At 65.5% G+C, this 21576-nt stretch carries 27 protein-coding genes and 1 pseudogene; 1 reads left to right on the plus strand and 27 read right to left on the minus strand.

Going from position 1 to position 21576, the window contains the following annotated elements; translation table 11 throughout:
• From XM50_RS02610 to XM50_RS02705, 21 genes are all read right to left on the minus strand, one after another.
• The coding region (locus XM50_RS02610; protein WP_046407196.1) for a DUF736 domain-containing protein at positions 1-411 on the minus strand (411 nt) is incomplete at its 3' end.
• A 162-nt stretch (positions 412-573) separates the two neighbouring features.
• Positions 574-891: a DUF7673 family protein gene (locus XM50_RS02615; protein ID WP_037448201.1), complete on the minus strand. Its 318-nt coding sequence runs from the start codon at positions 889-891 to the stop codon at positions 574-576.
• Positions 892-955: 64 nt separating this feature from the next.
• Positions 956-1654, minus strand: a complete 699-nt coding sequence (locus XM50_RS02620; RefSeq protein WP_037448204.1) for a hypothetical protein — start codon at positions 1652-1654, stop codon at positions 956-958.
• A complete protein-coding gene (locus XM50_RS02625) occupies positions 1644-2132 on the minus strand; it encodes a hypothetical protein (RefSeq protein WP_046407160.1) in 489 nt (162 codons plus the stop codon). The genes XM50_RS02620 and XM50_RS02625 overlap by 11 nt, the downstream gene beginning before the upstream one ends.
• Positions 2133-2247: 115 nt before the next feature.
• Complete coding sequence (locus XM50_RS02630; RefSeq protein ID WP_037448208.1) at positions 2248-2442, minus strand: hypothetical protein; 195 nt, start codon at positions 2440-2442, stop codon at positions 2248-2250.
• Positions 2443-2481: 39 nt separating this feature from the next.
• Entirely contained in the window at positions 2482-2832 is a 351-nt protein-coding gene (locus XM50_RS02635) for a DUF3768 domain-containing protein (protein ID WP_037448212.1), read from the minus strand.
• On the minus strand, positions 2829-3794 hold the full coding sequence (locus tag XM50_RS02640) for a hypothetical protein (RefSeq protein ID WP_046407161.1): 966 nt from the start codon (positions 3792-3794) through the stop codon (positions 2829-2831). Before XM50_RS02640 ends, XM50_RS02635 begins: the two co-directional genes overlap by 4 nt.
• A gap of 61 nt (positions 3795-3855) precedes the next feature.
• Positions 3856-4236: a hypothetical protein gene (locus XM50_RS02645; protein WP_037448218.1), complete on the minus strand. Its 381-nt coding sequence runs from the start codon at positions 4234-4236 to the stop codon at positions 3856-3858.
• Positions 4229-5053: a Mom family adenine methylcarbamoylation protein gene (locus tag XM50_RS02650; RefSeq protein ID WP_037448220.1), complete on the minus strand. Its 825-nt coding sequence runs from the start codon at positions 5051-5053 to the stop codon at positions 4229-4231. The genes XM50_RS02645 and XM50_RS02650 overlap by 8 nt, the downstream gene beginning before the upstream one ends.
• A gap of 18 nt (positions 5054-5071) precedes the next feature.
• Positions 5072-5395 (minus strand): hypothetical protein, encoded by a 324-nt coding sequence (locus tag XM50_RS02655; protein ID WP_037448223.1) that lies wholly within the window; start codon positions 5393-5395, stop codon positions 5072-5074.
• Entirely contained in the window at positions 5392-6543 is a 1152-nt protein-coding gene (locus XM50_RS02660) for a phosphoadenosine phosphosulfate reductase domain-containing protein (RefSeq protein ID WP_079247000.1), read from the minus strand. The genes XM50_RS02655 and XM50_RS02660 overlap by 4 nt, the downstream gene beginning before the upstream one ends.
• A gap of 38 nt (positions 6544-6581) precedes the next feature.
• Positions 6582-7226: a hypothetical protein gene (locus XM50_RS02665; protein WP_037448226.1), complete on the minus strand. Its 645-nt coding sequence runs from the start codon at positions 7224-7226 to the stop codon at positions 6582-6584.
• A gap of 84 nt (positions 7227-7310) precedes the next feature.
• On the minus strand, positions 7311-8069 hold the full coding sequence (locus tag XM50_RS02670; RefSeq protein ID WP_037448228.1) for a PRTRC system ThiF family protein: 759 nt from the start codon (positions 8067-8069) through the stop codon (positions 7311-7313).
• Positions 8059-8718 (minus strand): PRTRC system protein A, encoded by a 660-nt coding sequence (locus tag XM50_RS02675; protein WP_046407164.1) that lies wholly within the window; start codon positions 8716-8718, stop codon positions 8059-8061. The genes XM50_RS02670 and XM50_RS02675 overlap by 11 nt, the downstream gene beginning before the upstream one ends.
• Complete coding sequence (locus XM50_RS02680) at positions 8715-9542, minus strand: PRTRC system protein B (RefSeq protein WP_046407166.1); 828 nt, start codon at positions 9540-9542, stop codon at positions 8715-8717. The genes XM50_RS02675 and XM50_RS02680 overlap by 4 nt, the downstream gene beginning before the upstream one ends.
• 7 nt (positions 9543-9549) lie before the next feature.
• Positions 9550-10467: a hypothetical protein gene (locus XM50_RS02685; protein ID WP_205499366.1), complete on the minus strand. Its 918-nt coding sequence runs from the start codon at positions 10465-10467 to the stop codon at positions 9550-9552.
• A gap of 22 nt (positions 10468-10489) precedes the next feature.
• On the minus strand, positions 10490-10714 hold the full coding sequence (locus XM50_RS20700) for a hypothetical protein (RefSeq protein WP_205499365.1): 225 nt from the start codon (positions 10712-10714) through the stop codon (positions 10490-10492).
• A 2-nt stretch (positions 10715-10716) separates the two neighbouring features.
• Positions 10717-10923 carry a PRTRC system protein C gene (locus tag XM50_RS02690; RefSeq protein WP_046407168.1) on the minus strand — a complete coding sequence of 69 codons (207 nt, stop codon included), beginning with the start codon at positions 10921-10923 and terminating at the stop codon, positions 10717-10719.
• Between the two features lie 43 nt (positions 10924-10966).
• Complete coding sequence (locus XM50_RS02695) at positions 10967-11395, minus strand: PRTRC system protein E (RefSeq protein ID WP_046407170.1); 429 nt, start codon at positions 11393-11395, stop codon at positions 10967-10969.
• A 36-nt stretch (positions 11396-11431) separates the two neighbouring features.
• Positions 11432-13039: a PRTRC system ParB family protein gene (locus XM50_RS02700; protein WP_046407172.1), complete on the minus strand. Its 1608-nt coding sequence runs from the start codon at positions 13037-13039 to the stop codon at positions 11432-11434.
• Positions 13040-13140: 101 nt separating this feature from the next.
• Positions 13141-14151 (minus strand): deazapurine DNA modification protein DpdA family protein, encoded by a 1011-nt coding sequence (locus XM50_RS02705; RefSeq protein WP_046407174.1) that lies wholly within the window; start codon positions 14149-14151, stop codon positions 13141-13143.
• A gap of 75 nt (positions 14152-14226) precedes the next feature.
• Between XM50_RS02705 and XM50_RS02710 the strand changes: the two genes are divergently transcribed.
• On the plus strand, positions 14227-14715 hold the full coding sequence (locus tag XM50_RS02710) for a hypothetical protein (protein WP_046407176.1): 489 nt from the start codon (positions 14227-14229) through the stop codon (positions 14713-14715).
• Between the two features lie 167 nt (positions 14716-14882).
• On the opposite strand, the gene XM50_RS02715 is transcribed toward XM50_RS02710, so the two are convergent.
• The 6 genes and pseudogenes from XM50_RS02715 to XM50_RS02740 form a co-directional block, all read right to left on the minus strand.
• Complete coding sequence (locus XM50_RS02715; RefSeq protein ID WP_046407178.1) at positions 14883-15083, minus strand: hypothetical protein; 201 nt, start codon at positions 15081-15083, stop codon at positions 14883-14885.
• Between the two features lie 37 nt (positions 15084-15120).
• Positions 15121-15486 carry a DUF6927 domain-containing protein gene (locus XM50_RS02720; protein ID WP_197075314.1) on the minus strand — a complete coding sequence of 122 codons (366 nt, stop codon included), beginning with the start codon at positions 15484-15486 and terminating at the stop codon, positions 15121-15123.
• Positions 15483-17405, minus strand: coding sequence for a reverse transcriptase domain-containing protein (locus XM50_RS02725; protein ID WP_020819409.1), 1923 nt, complete (start codon positions 17403-17405; stop codon positions 15483-15485). Before XM50_RS02725 ends, XM50_RS02720 begins: the two co-directional genes overlap by 4 nt.
• 612 nt (positions 17406-18017) lie before the next feature.
• Positions 18018-18284 (minus strand): annotated as a pseudogene (locus XM50_RS02730) (DUF6927 domain-containing protein); the annotation flags it as partial.
• A gap of 31 nt (positions 18285-18315) precedes the next feature.
• Entirely contained in the window at positions 18316-19266 is a 951-nt protein-coding gene (locus tag XM50_RS02735; protein WP_046407183.1) for an ArdC family protein, read from the minus strand.
• Between the two features lie 86 nt (positions 19267-19352).
• Positions 19353-21452: a ParB/RepB/Spo0J family partition protein gene (locus XM50_RS02740; protein ID WP_046407189.1), complete on the minus strand. Its 2100-nt coding sequence runs from the start codon at positions 21450-21452 to the stop codon at positions 19353-19355.
• Positions 21453-21576: the final 124 nt, after the last annotated feature.

Raw genomic sequence — 21576 nt, forward strand, 5'->3', positions numbered from 1 at the left:
GTCCGTGCCTGCCGGCGCCGCCGGCTCGCCCGCGCCCGGCAGCGGCGGCAGGCCGTCGTCGGCCGCGACCGTGTCGGTGGGCGCATCGCGGCGGCGCGTCGGACGCGACCAGACGATGTTGTAGGAGCCGTCCTCCTGGCGGAAGGCCGAGATGTAGAGCGGCTTGTCGAGGCTCGGATCCTCGATCTTGCCGTTGAGGAAGGTCTCGCCGGTCGAGTTGGACGAGAGTTCGAACAGCGCGCCGACCTGAACCCACTGGCGGGCAGCCGAGAGCGCGAGGATCTCGAACTTGGGCGCGCGGGGATTGGCGGAGTGGACGGTGCGCAGCGCGATCACGATCGCGATGGTCAGCGTCGAGATCTTGCCGGTGTAGGTGCCGCTGGCGTTCTGGGTGATGGTGCCGATGTTCATGGGTGGTCTCCTGAGAAAGTTCGCTCGAACCCCTTGTCCGAACACCTTCTCTGACCCCCTCCTCTCCTCGGCCGTTCGGCCGAGTAAGGCGCGTCAGCGCCGCTCCGACAAGCGCCACTTCGGCGCCGTCGGGATCGTGTCACTGACCGAGTGGAACGGGAGTCAGGACTTTCGCGCGAGCGAAGGACGCCAAAGGGCGATGATGTCCTGCATCTCCTCGGCAAAGCCCAAGCTATCGATGTAGACGGCGCCGCGGTCGTTCTGCCCGAGGAAGCCGATAACGCTGGTGATGTCGTTGGCGATGGCGATATCGAGGCCGAAGAGATCGGCAATCTCGAAATGGCCGAGATCGGGGCCATTCCACCAAGCCATCAGGAAGTTCGCGACGCGGCGCGCCTGGCCGGTGTCGCTCATCGCGATTGGGATCAGGCGCGTCAGCGCCGCGCGCGCGGAATCATAGTCGGTCTGGATCGAAGTCATCGGCGGGCTCCCGGATGACAAGCTATCGGGATGCGTGCGCTGCGCAAAGGACTTCCCGCTGCCCTCAGAGACGCAGCGGCGCTGGCATCGCCAGCCATTCGGGCTGATCGTCCGCGATCGGAAGGTCGAACTTCGCGGCCTCGGTCTCGCTGAACACGGTCGCCCGCGCAAGGCTGCCGAAGCCGTCCTCATTGTTCCAGAAGCTGAGGCCGGGTTCGCCGTTGCGCGTGGCAAGGACAAAACCGTCCGCGCCTTCGTCGCTCGCCCGGGCGATGGCACGATCGAGCATCAGCGAGGTGTGGCCATATTCGATCGTGTCGGCGGTTATCGCGACATAGCCGCCGCCAAACTCGCCGGCGCGCAGCCTGTCGCAATCCGAGGCCCACTCGAAACCGAACGGCAATGCCGACGGGGCGCAGCGCTGGATGAGCTTGGCCGCGGTCTCCACGCCGAACTGCTCGCCCGATAAGAAGACCACGACCACGCCGTCCGCATCGGGCCCGGCGAAGTCGATGTCGAAATCTAGGCTCGGATAATTTTCGTCCCGGAAGAGGTCGAGCAGCCCGTCGAACGGGCTCTCCGGCGTGCGCGGGAAGAGCGCGGCGAAGTCCGCGCCCAGGTCGCGATAGTGGGCCTCGAGCACGTCGAGGCCTATCTCGGCATCGTCGATCATCTCGATCGCGCCGACGACGCGGTGAAGAAGATCGGCCTCAGCGCTGGTGACCGCAATGCCGAACGCGGCCTTGGTATAGCTATTGGACATGACGGCCTCCGTGGCTGGCGGGGTTGTCGGCATCGACACCGCGGACGACGAGCGGCGGCACGGTGAATTCGGCAGTATCGAAATGCGCGAGGACGGCCTCGAACGAGCCGAGCACCTCGATCTTGCTTCGGCTGATGACGACCTCGTCATCCTCGGTGACCGCGTAGGACGTGATGCGCTCGTCGCCGGTCGAAACGACGCGTTCAGGTCCCCACTGGCCGGAATAGCCGCCGCACCATCGAACGAAGGGCAATCGATGGGAAAGGCACCAGCTTTCGAGATCGTCGAAGCTGCCGCCGGCCACCTCATGGGCGAAGAGGCTGAGCGGCTCACCCGCGACATGATGATGCGCTTCGAAAGGCTCGCCGTCCCATTCGATGGCGAGTCGCTCGCTTGCGATGATGTCGACCAGCTCGTCGAACTCGGCGGCGTTGAGCGTGCCTCCGACGATGATCGAGGCGGATACGCGATCGGCCATATGGACCTCCTTCGGTTGTGCGCGCCTCGGCGCGCATGAATTGACCGGCACGCGCTCGGCCGCCCCGCCCGGGACGGACGCATGCTGCCCGGCCTCGGTTGCGGAGCATTGCGGCTTATCCGCCGCTGCGCCGCATCCGGTGCTGGACGTGGCGGGCTGCGCCTTCGGCGCTGCTGATCGCCTTGCCGGCGGCCGACGCCGCCTGGCGGGCGCCAGCCTGGCGGAGAAGAGTCCGCGCTTCGCGCAGTCGTTCGACCGCGATGGCGATGGCCTGCCCGTGCTCGGGCGTGGCCGGGGTGATCCGGCGCATATCATTCCTCCGAAAGGGATGGAGCGGCGCGCGAGGCACCTAATCGTCTTCGGGCAGCATGATCGTCATGACCCGTGTCGTGACATCGGGGTCGCCCGGATCCTCGGAGCCCCATTCGAGCGAGCGATCATAATAGTCGATCGCAAAGCGGATCGCCCTGCCCCTGAACAGGACCTCGCCGCGGCGGCGTTCATCGCGCTCGTCGGCCGCGAAGGCGCACCGGTCGATCGCCATCAGCAATTCGCCATGGGCGCGCAGCGTCGCGTCGGGGTCTGAGCCTTCGGCGAGCGCCGCTGCGCAAGCGGCGGTGATGACGATCCGCGCCGCCGGATCGAGACCTTGCCGGACGCGATCGTTGAGCGTGGCGATGCGGGAGAGCTGGTCTGTCATTCTGCCTCCATCAGGCCGGCATTGAAGGTCGCGATCCAGGCTTCCATCGTCGGACGCTCTGAGACCGGCACGAGGCTGGCCGCGTCCTGGAAACGGATCAGGTTGGTCGGGGCGTCGCGGCGGATCGCCGCGATCTCGGCCTCGGGAAGGAGCCGCTCCGCCCGGATAAAGTCGGTAATCTTGCCCGGCTTGGTCTTGGTCGAGCGGCGCCACAGGCCTTCGACGGACCGGAGCCGGGGCTCGGCTCGGGCCTCGATCAGGACAATCAGGCGCAGGCACCAGGAGGGAAGCGCGCGAACCTCGTCAGGCCGGATCGCTCCGCAAAAGAAGCAGCTTGATTTGGGAGGCACCGGCAGGCCGGCCGAGACGATGCGCGCCACGCAGCGATCGCGGGTCCAGCCCCATTCGCGCAGCGGATAGCGGCACTCGAACAGGGGGTCGTCGATGGCGGAGGCGTGCGCGTAGCGACGACTGTCGGCGGGCGACGCATCGTAGCCGATCAGGCGAACGACCTTCTGACCGCGAGACCAGGCGGTCTGCGCCGGCGCCCAGTCGCGAAGGTAGGCATCCTGCGGCGCGACCTTCCATTTGAGCGAGCAGCTATGTCGGCCCAGGCTGATGCTGGGAAGCGTTGCGTTGGTGAGCACATTGGCCAGGATCGAGTAGTAAGGCGGCCAGTGTTTGAAGCGTCGGGGAACGTACCGGACAATCTCATAGGGGATGCCGCGCGCCGCCATCCACGCCGCCATCATCTCCTGATAGGCATAGGTCTCGGGCTTCTCGGCCCCGGGATCGGCGGACAGGACGAGATCAGGAGCCTCGCCGCGGGCCTCCAGCTCCACGAGCAGCGCGGTGGAATCGACGTCGATACCGTAGGCGAGGACGACCGGTGGCGGGGCGGAAACCAGGATGTAGTCGGGAGACCGGGCCATCCCGGCCTCGGCGTGAGGAAAAGCGGACATGAAGGATGGCCTCGGATCTTGAAGGCGGTCATCGCCTCCGATCCTCCAGACCCCCCTCCCCTCATTCCTGGCGGCTGGGCTCGCCCAGGAGGATGACGGCGATCGACGGCTTGTCATCGGCATCGAGCTTGCGGCTGTCGAACACCTGTCGGCCGCCGAGGCCGATCGTCAGCATCTCGAAGGTCGGCGAGATGCCGCCGTTGGCGTTCGCGATGTTCGTGCCGTGATCGTGATACTGGATGTCGACGAAGCTGGGCGGCGCGCCGCGCTTGTGCTCGCCGAAGAAGAACGTGACCCTTCGCCCGTCCGACGTCTTCGCCGTTATCGTGAAGTTGCCGTCGGGGATGTCGACCGGAAGCGTCGGCACGTCGTTGAACCGGGCAAAGCCGATGCTCTCGGCATCGGCCGCCGTCATGACGGGGAGGGTCGTGATGTCAGCCATGGTTGGTCTCCGCATCGACAGGAAAGAGCGGCAGCGTGGGGTGCCGGATCGGAAGAGCCTTGGGATAGGGCAACCGGGGGAGCGCGCGGCCTCGGCGGCGCGCCTCTCGGGTGAGCTCGAAGCAATAGGCATAGAGCCCGGCTTGCTGGTGGGCGAGGAGATGCCGCTCGCGTTGAAGCCGCCAGAGCCAGCGGCGCGGCTCCTCGCCTATCGACGGCCTCGGGACGCCGAGCGCGACCAGCTGGTCGATCGCACCAGCATGTCCTTGCTCGCCGAGACGAATTTTTGAGAGGGTCCGTCCCGAGATGGTGATGTCGCCGACGCGGAGCATGGTACGCGGCCTCGTGATCGCCCGGTGCGCGGCCGAGAGCGCGCAATAGACCCGGCCAATATGCCCGGCGCCGGGGTCGCTATACGAGACCACGGCCTCGATTCCCGGCCGTTCACGGCGGAGGTGCCGGAAGGCGCGCGCCACGAAGAAGCTCTCGCCGTTCTGCGGCACTGCGTCGGTCAGGATGAGACGGGCCAGGACGCAGCCGCGTGCGGGATCGTCGAAGCCGGTGTGGCGTGAGATCACGGCGCCGGTGGTCGGCACTGCGAAAACGGCGACGCCTTCGAGAGCACCACTGCGATCGAACAGGCCGACAGCGACTTGGGCCGCCGGATAGGTCGGGAGGTAGTGGTGCCGTGCGATGAACGCGCGCGCCACGGCATGGTCGATGACCTCGACCCGATAGGCGCTTGGATCGATGAGCTCGAGGTCGCGCGCCCATAGCGCGCGCCGCTCGCGCCATCGCTGGCTGCGGTCGGTTTGCATGAGGTGATGATCCGAAGGTCAGAGCAGACGAGGCTGACGGGCGTGATCGTCCAGCATTTGCCGTGCGAAGCGCTCGGCGCCCGCCTGGTCGGTTGATGGGAGCAGGTCGTGTGTGCAAAGCAGGCGAAAGCTATGATCGCGTTCCATCGCGCACAGCCATCGATCACGGCCCTCGACATCCACCATCGTGAGGGCGAGGCACCGCGACCCGGCATAAGGGTTGGTGTCGATCGGATCGCCGGCGAAGCCGGCCAGCGACCAGAAGCGCCAGCCGAGCGGCGGCTGATCCTCGATCTCGGCGGTGAGGCGACATTGGCCGATGGCGACATCGATCGCCGTCATCGCGCGGCCTTCCGTGGCGCGACCGCGAGAAGCTCGGCAAATCGCTCCATGATCGAAACCGCGGTGGGAAAGCGGTCTGGCAGGGAATGGCGTGCCAGGATCGGGCGCCGGGCCGCGGCAATGTCCTCGGCCTCGGCCGGAGTGGGCAGCCGGGGCGGCCAACCTTTGACGTATCGCAGACCTGGCGGCATCGACGCTTCTAGACGGCGGCGCTCGAGCTGGTCGGCCTTGGCGCGCGCGACGTCCGACCTGAGCCCGGCGCTCAGCAGCCGGGGCGCGACGTCGGCGAGCCACCGCGTCGGCTGGAAGGGGAACGTCGAACGAGCCTCGATGCCGACCAGTTCACGATAAACCTCGGCATTCGACGGCGCCGCTGCCGACGCCTCGAGGTCCTGCAGCGAGGCGAAAATGCAATAGCGACAGGACAGCCGGCTCGAGCCCCACGTCGAATAAGCTTCATGCAGCAGGATCCCGAGCATGCGGTGGGCGTGAAACACGTCGCTGCTCGTCCAGTCGGCAATCGGATGCCACGTCATCATCGTCGTTCCGTGCCGGTTCCCGGCCTTGGCGTACCGCTCGTCGGCCTTGGCGATCGGGATCGAGGCCCGGTTGTGGCTTTCGTCGCGGCGCAGCCCGAGAACGGAGATGATTTGTTCGCCCTGGTGCATTCGGGCAACCGCCGGTCCGATCACCGCCGCCTTCATTTCGGATTGGCAGAAGCGAAGCGATGCCGACGACCACGGTCCGATCAGATTATAGGTCTCGAGCGCCGCGTATCGCCGCTTGCCGCTCTCGAAACGCTGGATCCAGCGATCGACCAGGTCGCCCGCCGCTCGCCGGACGACAGTGAGCGGCATGCCCGCCTCGGCGGCGATGCGCTGGACGGTCTCCGGGGTCGTGGCCCATTCGGCACGGCCGAGATCGGCATGGATCGCCATCCGCCGTTCGCGCGGATGACCGACGAGATCGAGGAATAGGTTGACCGCGGCCATCGCGGCGCTCGAATCCTTTCCGCCCGACAGGTTGAAGACGATCCAGGCGCCGGCCCGGATAGCGCCGATGATTTCGGGCGTGAGGGCAATGCCCGGAAGCTCCGGGCTGATCATGTGCGATGAAGCCGCCGAGGCGAGGCGAGCGTGGTGGATCATGGTCTGCTCCGGCGGCGAGAGGGCGAACGCGAGGCCGGTCAGGCGAACAGCCGATCCGCCTGGGTGACGGACGGCGAGAGCTGCAGGTCCCGCCGAAGCTGCTGCGCAAAGCGATCGGGGGCGAGCAGTGCAGTGACGGGCGCGAAGTGATTGCGCTGGCCGCAATAGTCGGTTCGGCCGCTGACGCGGCGGTAGAGAACCTCCCGATCCTGGCCCAGCCCGCCTAGCGAGAGCTGGACATAAACCTCGTCACCATGGAGCGTGATCTCGCCGGAGACCGCAGCACCGCCCTTGTTGGAGCGGACGGAGTAGCTCTCGGCCTCGAGGCCCAGGGCCTCGGCGAGCCGGCGCATCGCGGTCCGCCCTTCGGCATGGAAGGTGCGCTTCGCGGCCTCGTCATAGGCGACGCCGCGATAGGCGAGCGTGCGAAGCACAGGATGTCGGCGGATTTCGGCGATCTGGTCCATGCAGGTGCGGCGCAGGGCCATGCTGTCCGGGCGGCGCTCGGCTACCGACACGAGGTGCCTCACGAGCAGGATGACGGCTGCGTCGGTCTCAGCGTCCTTTCCGGCATTGCGACAGTCGGTGATCGCCGCGTGAATGGCGTGCAATCCTGCGCCGATGGTGGTCAGGGCGCTGGGGTCGAGCGCCTGCTGGTGGCGCATCGCGACATCGTAGGTCATGGACGGGGTACTCCGGTCTCAAGCGCAAATCCGCTCGACCAGCCCCTCCCCTCTCTTCTCCTTCACGCCGGCGGGCGTCGACGATCAAGCAGCCGCCGGCAGGGGTATCGGGGCGCAGCGTCCGCTGCCGAGATTGATGAAAGCTCCGGCGTGACCGATCGACCCGCGACCGAGCAGGTCGAACAGGAGTGAGAGCGCGTGGCTCGCGACGATGCGGTTCACGAAGAGGGATTGTCGCTCCAGGGCCTCGGCGACCGAGCAGGATGGCGCGTCGTCGTCCGGCACGCTCTCGTCAGCGAGTTCCGGAAAATATTCGAGGACGGTGGGCAGGCGACGCTCGTTCCGGCGATGGGCAGCGGCGGGGCAGCCGATGATGTATTGGCCATCGCCGGCGCGGTTGCCGAGGTCCAGCCAATAGGCGGGTGCCTTGGACCCTCCACCGAGCGCGGCGCCGAGGGCGCGGCGAGCTGAGGCGGTATCGACGCAGCTGATCAGAATGTCCGCCCCCGATACATCGATCGCCTCGGGCGCTCGGCCGTGAACGGCTCGCCAGGCGAGACCGTGCGCAAGGTTGATCCGCTCCGTCAGCGTATGGGCTTTGGAGTTGCCGAGATCGCAGCGGTAGAAGGGCTGCCGGCCGAGGTTCGCCTCGGTTACGACGTCATCGTCGACCACGATCACATGAAGGGATCGCGACGAAATTGCGCGCAACGCCGTATCGAGCGAGGCGAGGCCCATCAGAATCTGGGCGCCATTTCCCCCGCACCCGATCAGAACGACATTGATTACGCGGTGGTGGAGCCCTTCCGGCAGGAAGTGGCGATCACGTGTTTCAGGCGTCATGGCCGTATCCTTCGAAGGGGCTGCGCGGGAGCGGAAGAAACATCCCGCCGGCGCAAAGCCGAGAGGCAAACTCGGGACTGTCGGGACCGCCAAGGCGACCGATAACGAGCGCAATCTTGGTCGCGTGAGCGTCATCGGCATCGTCCGTGGCGCTGAAGAAGGCCCGGCCATGGCCGTGGCTGTGGATATCGCAGACGATGTGGCGGTTCCCGGGCAGGACAGGTGTCCGATAGACCAGGCGCGACGGCGTCGCCTGGTCGATCTGCGGGAAATCGAGAAGGAAGCGCCGATCGTCCTCGTCCCACACGATGAAGGCGGCCGCCTCATTGGGCAGCGCCGCGCCGAAATGATCGATGATCTGGGCCAAGAACGCCCGCGGTATCAGGCCGCACCGAAGGTTGGCGCGAGGCTCGCCCACGCTGCCATAGGGAAGGTAGGCGGCAATCGGCGGCGTGACAGGCACATCGAGCTCGAGCCACGGGCGCCTGACAATCAGGAAGACGCCGTCTCGGCCGATCGCGAGGCAATGGCCCGCGCGCGAAGCCCGTACCGCGTCCAGGCCGGGTGAGCTGCCGCTCGGCGGCGCAGGGAAGCACGGGACGGCCGCGAGCAAGGCAGCCGCCGTGGGGTCATCGGCGAGAGCCGTCATCGTCTCGTCCTTTCGATGAGTTGGCCAAGCGTCAGCGGCTCGATAGCCTTGCGGGACGATGCCGCAACCGACCGACGTTTGACGGCGAAAGCCTTGAGACGCCTGACCGGGAAGCGGGCGGCGCGGCGCGCCGCAAGGTCGTCCCAGAGGGAGATGAGTCCACCCTTGCCCGAGACCGTCTGGTCCTGCCCGTGATTGGGATGAGTCGACCAGGACTCGAACAATGCCCGCTCGAAGTCCGGGATGGCGGAGACGGACAGCGTTCCGGGCTTCGGGATATTCCCCCAGCAAAGCGTGCCGTCGGCGTAGACATTGAGGATCGGCGAATGGAAGACGATAGAGTCGGCAGTCGGCCGCTCATCCTCTCGAAGCGCGTAGACTCCCAGCGATCGCTTCGTGGCAACGAGCAGGTGGGCCGGGTAAGGGACCGAAACCACCGTTCTGGTGGAAAGAGCCTTCAGGCCGGCGAGCGGCGTGCTCAGATTGAAGTAGGCCGGACGAACCTCCGCCGGGATCCACCACGCGAGGAGATCCTGGTGCGCAACGAGCACGTTGTGCGGGAGGAGCTCGGGCGCGGCGGCGCGACCCAAGGCCTCGGACCATTGGCGCAGGTGCGCCCGTGTCAGCGGCGTGCCGGCGGCGATCCTCGGCCCGGCGTCGTCATCATGCTCGATGTGATGAAGGCTGGCGAACGCCCGCCCATCCTGGCCGGGAGCGCCGTAGCGCGTGCCGCTTCTCGCGGCCTCGGTTCGATAAAGCAGGATGGCGTTGGTCAGCACCAGCCCGCCGGCGGTGGCTTCGAATTGGGTCGAATGCTTTGACATGGCTGCCTCACAGGGTGTCGGGATCGAGCTGGATCAGCTCTTGGGCGGCGAGCAGAAGCCGGGCGCCCGCCTCGAGCGATGCGAACCAATCGGTGACGCGAGCGGCGTCCGGCAACGGGCAGAGGCCGGCGATGTCCATGAAACCGTATTCCATGCCGTGGCGTGCGACATCGTCGACCTCGCGCGCGAACTGCTCGACGGGCACGAGCGTCAGAGGAGGCAATGACGAGCACTCCTCCAGGTCCGGCAGATATTCGTGGAGGGTCGCGCCGTCGAAATGCCAGGCGTTCTTCTCATCCGGCAGGGCCCGAAGCGCCCGGTGGCTGCATCGCAGATTGCGAAGCGCGCTGCGCAGGCCGTTCGGCAGCGACCGCAGCGGCGCTGCGTTCGCCGCGATCATCCAGTCCGGCCTTCTGTCATTCATGTCAGAGGGAAGGATGGTGTCTTCAAGATCCTCCGGATCGGCACCATGATAGGCCACGAGCGCGTCGCGAGCGGCTTTGTCCTCGATTTCGCCATCCCAATAGTACATCGAGATTTCTTCGAAGAGATCGTCGTAGCCGAAGATCGGAAGCGCTGAGCCCATGGTCCGGGCGAGCGCGGTATAGGCAGCGGCGCGCCAGCCGATCTGGGCGTCGCTGGTCTCGATCCAGCCGAGGTCGAGCTGTCCCATACTGTCGCAGACGATGGCGATGGCCGGCGCGTCCATGTCCTCGCTGTTGAGGACGGCGACGCGCAGTTCGGCCAGTTCGAGCGGCCTGAGAATATCCAGAACCGCCTTATCGAAAACGCGCTCGATGCGGCGTCGAGCCTCAGCGCGCGTGCAACGCCGTGCCGTCTGGTCGCGCGATGCGACCCAACCGCCAATCAGCTTGTGATGACGTGCAAGCGGCTGATCGAAACTGACCGGGATCTCCCGGGACAAGACGACCGACCGACCGGCCAGGTCAGCCGAGCGGGGGCAGTCGCAAGCCGTTGGGAGACTGGAGGGGCTCGGCCGGTTCGCCGTGTTGCGATGCCGGGTCGATGAGGATCTTGAGGTGGAGGGCCTGGGCCTGCGGGTCGCAGGGTGGTCCGGGAGAGCGGGTAGCGTCGCCATCATCGAACTCGATCCATTCGAGAAGTGTCTTGCGGGATGCGGCGGGAAGGACCGCGTCGGCCTTGCGCGCCACGGCTATCCCTTGGTGCCGACCGCGCGGCGGTACTCGGTGACATGGGTACCCGCGGTGACGCCGGCGTCGACCAGTTCGGCGTTCAGGATCGCGGGATAGAGAGTGGCGTGATACGCGCGCAGGCCCTGCGGGTCTTCGGCAAGGTGGGGCGGAACCGGAAGGTCGATCCCGTCATATCGATAAGCGCGCGAAAGGTGATTGATCTGCATGGGGCTTCTCCTGAGAGATTGAACACGGGCCGAAGCGGGGCCGTCACCAAAGACTTGCCGGCTCGTTCGATTTGGCCTCGGCCGGGAGCGCGCTCGGAGCTGGTGCCGGCGACGCGGAAGTGGTCGCCGTCTTTGCCGGCGCCGGTGTTGGCCTTGCCTTGGCGGCCTCGGCCGAGGCGAACTTGGCGGCTTCAGCGGCCTCACGTTGATCGGCGATCTGATCGGCGAGAGTCTTGCGCGTCGCGATCAGCTGACCGAGTGCGCCGTCGGCGCCACGCGCGAGTTCCGCGTCGATTTCCGCTGCGCTTGCGGTGATCGAGATGGGCCGTGTCTCGGCGACCTCGAGGGCGGCCGCCGTGCCCTCGACCTTCCGAGGGATGACGGTCAGGGTCACAGTGTCGTCCGGCCCGGCGACAAGGTCGAACCCTAGCGAATAGCGGTGGAGCAGTGGGAGCAGGTTTGCGATAAGCATGGTCGTTCGTCCTTGTTCGGATGCGAGGAAAGTGGATCAGGCGGCGAGCGCATCGACGCGGCGGCTGGACATCGGGGCGGCGCCGGGCGCCGCGCCATATTGCCCGTCGAGGGTCATCGCGCTCGGCAGCCGGCCCGCCCAATCGAAGCCGGCGGCGTTCAGCATTCCGGTGACCAGATCGGCCTTCTTGGAGCCGAGAAGCTTGGCGAAGGCCTTCTCGCCCATGTGCGAGATCAGCCCGCACTCCCGGGCGACGAACTTCAGCTCGTCCTTGGTATATCGCTCGAGAAAGCCGCGATCGACCTGCCAGACCTGACGGATGTCGACGTCGAACGCCCTTGCGAGATCGGCGACATGGCTGAACGATTGCACGTCGCGGGCGTAGGCGGCGCCGATCGCCGAGAGCGCGGTTGCCGCCTGGGCCTCGGAAAGTTCGCGAACCTCATTGATTTTGCCCCCGAAGTCCAGATCAGGGAAGGACGGGTTGACGAGAAGGCCGGCTCGCGCCGTCAGCGTGCCCGACTTGATCTGGGAGAGCGTCCCGGTCAGCGCGGCGACGAGGATGGCGGTTCGAGCATCAAAAGCGTTGTCTGCGAGCCCGCGCGCCAGCGCGGTGCGCCAGGTTGCCTCCCGCAGATCGCTTGTGCGGCCCGCGATCGACTTCGCGGTGACGCTGGGGCCATTGGCATTCGCGTTCGATCGCACGGTCGCCCGACCTGACGGAGTTCCCGGCGCGAGCGCGGCTCGCCGAGCGGTCGCCTCGACCCCGTCCGCGCGCTCATCTTCCTGATCCTCGGCCTCATCAGCTTCGGCGAGGTCGCCTTCGTCGGGGGTGTCATCGGCTGCGGCGGAACGATCCTGCTCTTCCTGACGGGCCTGCTCGACCGCGTCCGTCTTGAGCTGGAAGCATGCCGCGTTGGTGCAATGGCCATCGTCGACGTGGGTCTCGAAGAGCGCGCGTTGGGTCCCGGAGTTGAAAGGACAGGTCGTGCATTCGGACTTGTCGAAACAGGCGTCGGCAAGGTTTTGGGTTACGCGCATGAGGAGGTCGCGGGTCTTCCCGATGTCGAGGCCGGCTCCCAGGATAGTCTCGAGCGCCTTGTCCTGCTTGTCCGCCGGCACGGCGGCGAGCAGCTCGGCGTGGCCGACCTTGATGCGGCGCTTGTCGAGCGCGAGCTTCACCGCGTCCGAAAGGTTGGCCAGCGCGAGGCGGCGGTCGAGCTTGGCGCGCGACCAGCCAAGACGTCGACCGGCCTCGCCGCGGTCGTTCTGGCAAGCGGCGAGGACCCGGACCGCGGCATCGGCCTGCTCGGTTTCGGAGGCGTCATCCCGGATATCGTTTTCGTCGATCGCCGCCTCGAGCGCTTCCTGGTCGGTCATTTCCCGGATGATGACCGGCGCTTCGCCGTCCGCACCGAACGCCTCGAGCGCGGCGCGATACCGCCGCCCGCCGGCGACGATGATGTAGCGATCCTTGCCATCGTCCGCCGGGCGCACCAGAATCGGCTGAAGCATGCCGCGCAGCCGGAGCGACGCGACAAGTTCGTCGTGCTTCTTGCTGTCGAAATAGCGGCGCGGGTTGTAGCCGATGGCTATCCGGGCGAGTGGGACCATGGTGGTTCCGGTGGGCTGGGGTGCGGTCACGGCCGATCTCCTTGCAGGGTAGCGGGGCACCTCCGTCGGGGATGGACGCCTCACTCTGGCGAGCCTCATGCTCACCCCATTTCTGCCCACCTCCCCTCTCATCAGCCGGCGAGCCGCTCGCGGTAGATGTCAGCCGCCCATTGCTCGATCCACGGAGCCGTCATCTCGTCGTGATCCAGATCCCCGCTCTCGATGAGCTCGCGGATCTCGACTCGAGCCTGCGCGATCGCCGTTTCCCAAGGGTCCGCCGGGACGGGATCGGGTTCCGCAGGCCGATGGTGCGGCAGGCGCAAAGGGTGGTTGGCGAGACGTGCGTGCTGTGCCGCCACCCACCGAGCCATATGGTCGGCGACGAAGCGGTCGCTCTTGGATACACGGGCCTGGCGGGCGGCTTTTCGGGCGCTGATGCCATATGCCTGGCTGTCGATCGACGCGATGCGGTGCTCGAATGGGAGCAGGTACGGCAGCGCCGAACCCTTCACGCCAAATGCGTGCAGCCAGACCCCCCTGGGCAATATCTGATCCAGATGGTCGATGACGGCGATGACCCCCTCCGGACCATGGACGTCTCTCCGGCACATGCTGCCGACGCCGATCAGCGACCCGGGCTTCAGCGATCCCCACAGCGCAGCGATACAGCGCTCATAGTCCTCCGGACGGCGGCCCTGGATGACCGGCATCAGGGTGTCGACGATGCCATGATCCTGAGCGAGACGGCGACAGTCTAGATTGGCGCGGATCGTGCGCGAGAGGCGGTCTATGACCTCTTCGCGGTCCCGAGCGATTTCTGCCTCAACGCAATAGTCGGCGCTCGCCCACCACCGAAAGGGGTAGGCCCCAGCAAGCGCGACATAGTCGCCGAGTGACCATGGGAAACCGCCGTATCGGGCCGCCGCGACGAATCCGGCCGAGTCTAGGCAGAGCGCCGCCAGCCCCTTGGCATTCCTCAGCTGGGAAAGCCGCCACCCGTCCCATTCCCGCCACCCGCGGCGCTCGGTCCAGCGAGACAATCCATTCGCGGAAATAAGCGCGGGCTGCTGCAATGCGCGAGCTTGGGCGAGGATCGGTCCCTCGCTTAGGTGCGGCAGCCCGACGATGATCTCAATCGGCATAGCGGGCTCCTTGGGCGTGGTGATATTGACGGCTCGGCGCGTTCACGATATGTTCCTTGGCGCAGGAGATTTGCCATGACGACGACACCGTTCCGCGAGCGCTTCGACCTCGACATCACGCTGCGCGATGCGGCGCTGGATTCCGAGAATCGGCCGACGCGCCGCATGATCGCGAACGCGTCGATCGGGATGCACGTCGAGGACGCCTATTATTCGGTTCGTGAACTGCGCGAGGCGGTGAGCTGGGTTCATGAGGGCATCCCCGCCGGCAAGGGGAAGCTGTCCGAGATCCTCGCCAACGACGGCGCCGACGACTTCCAGCGTTGCATCTATTTCTGTCTGGCCGGGCGCGGCGTGGTGGCGATGCTCGACGATCTGGAATGGCTCGAGGATCTGCTCGAACGTCGCGGCCGTGTCGCGGGAGAGCAGGGGCGGCTGAAGGCGACGCGGATGCCGCTCACCAACCCCTATGTCGCCGACGCGCCGGACGGTCCGATAGTGAAGCTGGACGCCGCCTTCGAGCAGGGCCCGTCATGGTTGGCCGACCCGACCTTATCCGTCTGAGCGGAGGTCGGTGCTCGTACCTCAGGCCTCGAAAGGGCTCCTGCGACGGGCCGGCGATGGCGCCGCCTTCCTCGTTTTGGCGAGCGCGAACGCCGACTCTTAGCGCCGCGCGCGCCGGATCGTGCGTGAGCTTGGTCAGCACGCTCCGGCGATCAGAACGCTGGGCTTCAAAGCACCATCTCGACTTCGACGCGCTCGCCAAACGCCGGCCAGGTGCAGACGCGGAAAGGCTGGATCGGATTGGTGGTGCACACGATGCTGACGCGACCCGGCCGCTCGTCGAACAGCCGGGAGGCGACGCGGTTCGCGTTTTCGCGACTGCAAAGGAGCAGACGCTTGGGTGACAGGCCGGTGCTCAGGTCAAGCATGTCAGATCCTTTTCGGAAAGCATGATACCGGCAGGACTCAGGTAAAGATCGTCTTGTGGATCTTCGTCGTCGGCACGAGCCGCCATTGCCGCTCCATGAGGCGGCTGATCCGGTAGCGGCCGCGGGTCTCCGGGTCGCGAAGGGTCACTCGGCGCCCCTGCTTCTCGACAATGAATTCCTGCCCGACATGGCCGTCCGAGAAGGTGACCGGCTGCTCCAGCCGGATCCGATCGCCGTCTGCGATCTTGCGCGAGCGGCGTTTCAGGTTCTCGGCGCAGCGACGACGCCAGTCGAGCGCGTGCTCCTTGTCGGTCGGCGTCAGCAGGCCGAGGATGTGCTGGGGGCATCCGTCCTCGCACGGCCCCATCGACTCGGTCAGTCGGGTAGGATTGGTGCTGCTCATGGAGTCAGCCCTGATCCCCCCGCCGAACCGCACGTGCAGCTTTCACCGCATGCGGCTCTCCACTGTGACGAACCATCACTTTGCCGTAGATCGGGCAGGCGGCCTCTGTGAGTATCCCAGTGGCATTGCTCGCACAGGACCACCGTCCTGCGGGCGCGTGCCACCTTCATTCTCACGACAAAACCGCGGTGCGAAACATCGGCCATCCCCCGGATATGGTGCACCTGACACGGAACATCGGATCGACCGCAAGCCTCGCATTGCTTGGCATTCTGACGATCAACCCAGTCCGTACGTGAGTGGGTGAACACCTGCGTCCAAGGCTGGATATCAATCCTGGACGAGGTGGCCGGATCACGTTTCAGATGAGCCAGTTTCCAGACTTTGACCGATCGGGGCTGGCCATCGACGTCGTAGCCGATGGTGAATTCCTGCCCCGTCCTCATGCGGGCCAAGACCGCTCGCACATTGGTTTTGTGCTTGCTGGCCAAGGTCTTGAACAAGCTCCACCGCTGGAGAAACTCAAGCCTGTTCAGCTTGAAGCTCACATCCTTGGCGAGAGCATAGTAGTTCGCAAAACCCCGCAATTCGGCGTTGTAAGCTAGGACGATCTCAACGTCGCTGCAGCTGAGCAGCAGGCTACGATGACGCGGCTTCAACACCGACAGATCACCATAACCTTTTGCAGAAGCGAACGCGTGGACCTTCTCCCAAGGGACATGCAGCTGCATCACTTCCGACGGCGGCCTACGAAGGAAGCTGACGGAACCTTGTCGGCTCCGGACAACCCGTTGGCGTGTCGTATATGTGCGGACCTCATATCCAAGGAAGGCGGCTCCATCGCTCGCCTTGCGGATACCGCTTTTCTCCTCGGACACCGTGAGCGCCAGCGCCTCGGTCAGGAATGCCCTGACTTCGGCGAACACGCTTCGTGCATCCTCCTTGCTACCGATAACCCCAATCATGAAGTCGTCCGCGTAGCGACAGTAACGAAGTCGGCGATAACCGGGGTCCATCGCGTCTCTCGACGGGATGGACCGCTTTTGCGGCAGTAAGGTTTGGATTTTGGCCAAGGAGGCCGCAACCTTCACCTCGTCGACATTGTCTTTGGCCCGCAGCATGGTGACGCGCTTCCGTTGTTTCTGGATGCGCCCAGCCAGTCGCCCATATTCCGGGTTCGTGGCACGGACCTTCCCCCTCTCGAAAGCCGCGATCCGTTCCGCCATGAACATATCGAGTTCATGGAGGTAGATGTTGGCCAAGATTGGAGAGACGATACCGCCCTGCGGAGTGCCGCTGTAGGTCCGGGTGTGAACCCGGTCTTCCATAACACCCGCCTTAAGCATGCTGCCGATCAAGCCGATGAATTTCTCGTCATCGATCCTTTTCCGCAACAGCCGCAGGAGGATGTCGTGGTCGATGTTCTCGAAGAACCCCGCGACATCCACATCTACGAGCCATTTCACCCCCGTCCATACGGCTTTGACGTGTTCAAGCGCCGTATGACACGACCGGCCCGGCCGGAATCCATGGGAGGCGTTCGAGAACACCGGTTCATAGATCCGTTCGAGCAGTTGCCGCGCCACTTCCTGAACGAGGCGGTCGTCGCGCGTGGGAATGCCCAGCGGACGCCGTTTGCCCTTGCCTTTCGGGATAAACACCCGACGCACTGGTTTGGGATCATAGGTCCCTGCCGTCACGCTGGCGATAATCGGGTCGAGGTCTTCCGGTCCGAAGTCCGCGAAGGTCTCGCCGTCAATACCCGGCGTCATCGCACCCTTGTTGGATCCGATCTTCTGGAGCCCCTCCTCCCAAAGGAGGCGAGACCCCATCAGACGATAGAGTCCATTCACCCTTTTGCCCGACGCAACGAGCGCCGGAATGGCCTCCAACCGGCCTTTCACAGTTTCTGGCAGCATCAGCACACCCCATGATCGGTGGTTGAAGAATCACAGCTGCCGCCCTTCCCCCGGTCTTCCCCGCTTTCGGCCCGATCGCTCGAGACCTTATACAGTTGCACCGCCGCCTCCGAAGAGGTCGATGTCCCGGGCATTACCCCGGGCATTTGAGTAATATGGCGGCTCCGTACCCATGCAGGCCGGCAGAAGCCGCCTGTTTAGGGCATCCCGTAGTTACGCTGAATGGAGATGCGGCGCGGTTAGGTGTCCCGTTCGTCCACTAAACCCCTCGACGAGAGGCGCACCGGATGGGCTGAGAAACAGGCGGCCAAGACATGAGACCGCTGTCATCATCCGGACCTGGCGTGACAGTCGCTTTCGCCAGTATCGCTATATAGATTGCTGCAGACTGGGATTTAAGCAGTGTAGCCTTCACCATACGCACCTTGCCCTGACCGTCATCGCCTCCATTTGCGACTAAGACGCATCTGGCCTTTTCCGAACATGCTATTGTTCCCCGTCCCTTTCGGGATTTCAGACCTTGTGAGGCCCGAGGTTAGTCCGGCGAGCAGAGGCATTCTCAACTTACCTCATCATCACTGATACTCCATTTCAGCGCCGCAACGGCGCACTGTCTTTGTAGCCGAAATTTTCGCCGGTCTTGCTGTTGGGGCTCCAGAGGACCTTGCAGACGATCGCGAAGATCTCGCCCCCGATGCCATTCGTCAGGACTTGGGCAGCGGCGTAATAGGTGCGGTTCTTGGGGCAGGACGAGGCGAGGATCCTCAGTCCCTTCGTCCCGCCCTCGACATCGCGCGTGTAGGTGAATTGCGCGTCGAGATAGGCCTTGGCAGTCGGATGTCCGCCCATCGAGGCGAACGGCATGGTCAGCCATCCCATGGCTGGTCTCCTTGGCGAAGAGGAAGTGGGGTCAGGCGGCTTCGGCCAGCGGCTCGACGGCCTCGAGGGGCGCGGACTCGGCCGGACTGATCTGGTCGTCCGCAAACCCGCACAGATAATTGAAGGCCTGCTCGGCCTTGGATGCCGCGTGAATGATCGCGGTCTTGTCGGCGCGCAGGATGCCGAGCCAATGGCCCACATAGCTTGCATGATTCTCGTGGAGTTCATTGGGCAGGCCGAGGTGCGCGCAGACGAGGCCACTCCCGATCTCGGCCACGAGTTCCTCGAAACTATAAGCTTGGTCACCGAACCGCTTGCCGAATGTCCGGGCGAGCCGCGCCGTGCCTCCGGACCAATGAACGGTTTCATGGGCTCGGGTCGAGGCATAGTGGTCCATCGACTTGAACGAGCGCTGATGCGGCATCTGGATATAATCGAACGTGGGGTGAAAATAGGCGCGGTCGCCGCCGTGCCGCACCTCGGCAGGAATCGGCTCGAAGAAGGCGTCGATCGCGGATTGGCGCGCCGAAGGATCGACCGGCGTAGGATCTTCGTCAGCCGGATAGAAATAGGCCGGCAGGCCATCGATCTGGTCGGCGTTGAAGACGATGTAGTGGCGTAGGAAGCGGATGCTGCGCTCGGTCTCCGCGCCGGTGACGGGGTCGGACTCCGTTTTCTTGAAGCTCGAATAATAGACCGAGAGCGAGCCTTGCTCGCCCCGGCGGACGTTGGCGCCCAGCGCCTCGGCCTGGCGGTATGTCATCCAGTAGCGCGACCGATAGCCGCGCACATCGGCAATTGCCCAAAGGTAGAGGACATTGATCCCCGTATAGGGCGTGCCGCAATGCCGAAGCGGTCGCCCGCCGGCGCCGGTGACCCGCCAGGGGCGGCTCCAGGGTGCGACGCCCTCTTCGAGCTTGCGGATGATGAGGTCGGTGATCTCGGCCGCGGCGTCGCGGCTCGGCTTCTGTTTGCTGCGCATGACCGTTGGTCCCGTGGTTTGGGCAAGGGAAGACCGCCGGCGCGAAGGAGCACCGGCGGTCTGTCGCTCAGGAGATGGAGCGCGCTTCAGGCGTCCGCGGGTTCGAGCGTCTCGTGATCGGCGCTGGGTTCGCCCTCCCCGTCCGAAGGCTCGACCTCATTGGCCTCGCCTTCGCCGTCATCGGCCTCGGTCGGGTCAGCCGGCGCTTCGGTGGCGGCGTCGAGGAAGCGCATCGCGTTAGGCACCCAGGCGAGTGCCGCCTCCTTGACCTCCGGCTCGACGATCGCATCGCCCGCAAAGAGCTTCTGGCAGCTTTCCGATATTTCGGTCTTCTTGAGCGAGGTATGACGGACGGTCAGCGCCGGCCCGCCGATTTCGGTGAGCAGCGTGAGGATGCTGCCCTTGTTCACGCGGTCGAAGAAGTTCTCCGAGGTCGGCCGCCACCAGCTCGCGACGTCGATCTCGAGGATCGATGCAAGCCGATTGTGAAGCTTGATCTGCTCGTTCGACCAACCCGGCTTCGCCTCGAGCGACATCGCGACGATGTAGGCGAGCCAGTTGGCCTTGGTGTCGTCGTCGAGCGCGCGAAAGGCCTCGAACCGCGCAACCTCGCACTCGTGCTCCGTCCAGGCGGCGTCGAGACCGTCCTTCGCCTCGGCCAGATAATCGCGCGCGCGCGAGCCCGGAATGTCGCCAGAGGCGGGATCCTGCGGCGCGCTGGCCCGGATGGTCGTGCCGTACTTCACGGAGCTGAGGTAGCGGGACGCCGAGTTGGTCCGGGCGTCGACCATGACGAACAGCGCATAGTCGAGCGCGAGCGCCGGCTGCGCCAGGATGCAGGACGCCAGAATGTCGCGCCGCTGGACCGCCAGTTCGTCGTAGAGCCGGGCGCTGAGCGGCTTGCCGCCGGGCGCCACGGCCTCGGGCCGGTACTTCGGCTCGGACGAGGCATTGCCGCCGATGCGGGCGCCACCGCGCGTCGACTCTCCGTCCTCGCCGTCGTCGTGGTCCTCGTCGCCGGGCTCGTCGATGACGAGCTCCTGCTCGCTGTAATATTGGCTGTCGAGCCGCATCTCGCCCTGCGGGGTGAGGAGAAGGAAGGCGCCGACATGAGCCTTCATTTCCTCCGGCAGGACCGGCGCGCGGTTCTCGATGGCCTCGGCCTCGGCGATCAGACGATCGTCCTCCTGGTCGAGCAGCTTAAACGCCTCGTCGTCGAGCTCCTCGTCCTGCATCTCGGCCTCGATGACGGACCGGCGCTCCTCGATCTCCGCGAGGCGCGCGGCTTGTTCGTCGGTGAGCGGAGGCTGCTGCAGGATCGCGCGATAGAGTCCGTGCGCCGCGTTGTGCGCGTAGTTGCTCGCGATCGGGCGGATCCAGGCAAGACCGGTCTCTTGGCCGATGCGTGCGGCCTCGGCTTCCATGATCTCGCCGGCGAGGCGGTGAGCGATTTCGGGATCGACCCAGCGGTCATTGCCGTCGGTGAAAAGATCCCCATCGATCTTGCCGCCGGCGTCGCGATACCGCGCCTCGCCGACCAGCACCGCGATCGGGTCGCTCGCCTTCAGCGTCTCGTTGGCGATCACGCGGCGGATGGTGTCGGCCGTGACGTGGCTCGACTGATAGCTGTTCCAAACCAGAAGCTGCTTCTCCTGGTTCTCGGTCGACGCATAGGCCTTGGCGATGTCGAGCGTGATCGCACCCTTGCTGAGCGCCTCGAAGATCGGCTCCGCAAGCGAGGCCAGGCGCAGCCGCCCCTCGACGAAGCGGCGGGTCACGCCAAAGCGTTTGGCGACCGCGTCGATATCGCCCGTGGTGCCGATGAAGTGCTGGAACGCGCGGCATTCCTCGGCCGGCGTCATCTTGAGCTGGTGGAAGTTGGTCGCGGTCGACGTCTCGGACAGCTCGGCATCGTCGCCGGTCAGCACCATGACCGGAACATCGAAATCGGTCTCGGAGATGGTGCCACGCTCGGCGAGGAGGCGCAACGCACGCCAGCGACGGCCGCCGTCGAACACTTCGAAGGTGCCGCGCGGCTTCTTGGCGGGCGTGACGAGAAGGTTCTGCAGCACGCCCTTGGCCTCGATGCTCGCGGCCATGGGTTCGATCTGGAGCTGCTCGTCCGGGGCGGTGCGCACGTTGATCGGAGACAGGCGCAGCTTGTTGAGCTTGATGGTCTGGATCACAGGGGTAACTCCTTCTGGCGTTCGGGTATTTCCGAACACCACCCCAGCTCCCCCTTCCCTCTCTCTCAGGCGTGCCTGAGGTCGCTTAGAAGTACGCCGTGCGCGCGTGCCGATCGGACCGTCC

Source organism: Sphingomonas sp. Ag1, assembly GCF_000980895.1.
Classification (GTDB): domain Bacteria; phylum Pseudomonadota; class Alphaproteobacteria; order Sphingomonadales; family Sphingomonadaceae; genus Sphingomonas; species Sphingomonas panaciterrae.

Coding starts and splice junctions, on each gene's coding strand:
- XM50_RS02615 (WP_037448201.1), bottom strand. CDS start 891: ATGACTTCGATCCAGACCGACTATGATTCCGCGCGCGCGGCGCTGACG.
- XM50_RS02620 (WP_037448204.1), bottom strand. CDS start 1,654: ATGTCCAATAGCTATACCAAGGCCGCGTTCGGCATTGCGGTCACCAGC.
- XM50_RS02625 (WP_046407160.1), bottom strand. CDS start 2,132: ATGGCCGATCGCGTATCCGCCTCGATCATCGTCGGAGGCACGCTCAAC.
- XM50_RS02630 (WP_037448208.1), bottom strand. CDS start 2,442: ATGCGCCGGATCACCCCGGCCACGCCCGAGCACGGGCAGGCCATCGCC.
- XM50_RS02635 (WP_037448212.1), bottom strand. CDS start 2,832: ATGACAGACCAGCTCTCCCGCATCGCCACGCTCAACGATCGCGTCCGG.
- XM50_RS02640 (WP_046407161.1), bottom strand. CDS start 3,794: ATGTCCGCTTTTCCTCACGCCGAGGCCGGGATGGCCCGGTCTCCCGAC.
- XM50_RS02645 (WP_037448218.1), bottom strand. CDS start 4,236: ATGGCTGACATCACGACCCTCCCCGTCATGACGGCGGCCGATGCCGAG.
- XM50_RS02650 (WP_037448220.1), bottom strand. CDS start 5,053: ATGCAAACCGACCGCAGCCAGCGATGGCGCGAGCGGCGCGCGCTATGG.
- XM50_RS02655 (WP_037448223.1), bottom strand. CDS start 5,395: ATGACGGCGATCGATGTCGCCATCGGCCAATGTCGCCTCACCGCCGAG.
- XM50_RS02660 (WP_079247000.1), bottom strand. CDS start 6,543: ATGATCCACCACGCTCGCCTCGCCTCGGCGGCTTCATCGCACATGATC.
- XM50_RS02665 (WP_037448226.1), bottom strand. CDS start 7,226: ATGACCTACGATGTCGCGATGCGCCACCAGCAGGCGCTCGACCCCAGC.
- XM50_RS02670 (WP_037448228.1), bottom strand. CDS start 8,069: ATGACGCCTGAAACACGTGATCGCCACTTCCTGCCGGAAGGGCTCCAC.
- XM50_RS02675 (WP_046407164.1), bottom strand. CDS start 8,718: ATGACGGCTCTCGCCGATGACCCCACGGCGGCTGCCTTGCTCGCGGCC.
- XM50_RS02680 (WP_046407166.1), bottom strand. CDS start 9,542: ATGTCAAAGCATTCGACCCAATTCGAAGCCACCGCCGGCGGGCTGGTG.
- XM50_RS02690 (WP_046407168.1), bottom strand. CDS start 10,923: ATGCAGATCAATCACCTTTCGCGCGCTTATCGATATGACGGGATCGAC.
- XM50_RS02695 (WP_046407170.1), bottom strand. CDS start 11,395: ATGCTTATCGCAAACCTGCTCCCACTGCTCCACCGCTATTCGCTAGGG.
- XM50_RS02705 (WP_046407174.1), bottom strand. CDS start 14,151: ATGCCGATTGAGATCATCGTCGGGCTGCCGCACCTAAGCGAGGGACCG.
- XM50_RS02710 (WP_046407176.1), top strand. CDS start 14,227: ATGACGACGACACCGTTCCGCGAGCGCTTCGACCTCGACATCACGCTG.
- XM50_RS02715 (WP_046407178.1), bottom strand. CDS start 15,083: ATGCTTGACCTGAGCACCGGCCTGTCACCCAAGCGTCTGCTCCTTTGC.
- XM50_RS02720 (WP_197075314.1), bottom strand. CDS start 15,486: ATGAGCAGCACCAATCCTACCCGACTGACCGAGTCGATGGGGCCGTGC.
- XM50_RS02725 (WP_020819409.1), bottom strand. CDS start 17,405: ATGCTGCCAGAAACTGTGAAAGGCCGGTTGGAGGCCATTCCGGCGCTC.
- XM50_RS02735 (WP_046407183.1), bottom strand. CDS start 19,266: ATGCGCAGCAAACAGAAGCCGAGCCGCGACGCCGCGGCCGAGATCACC.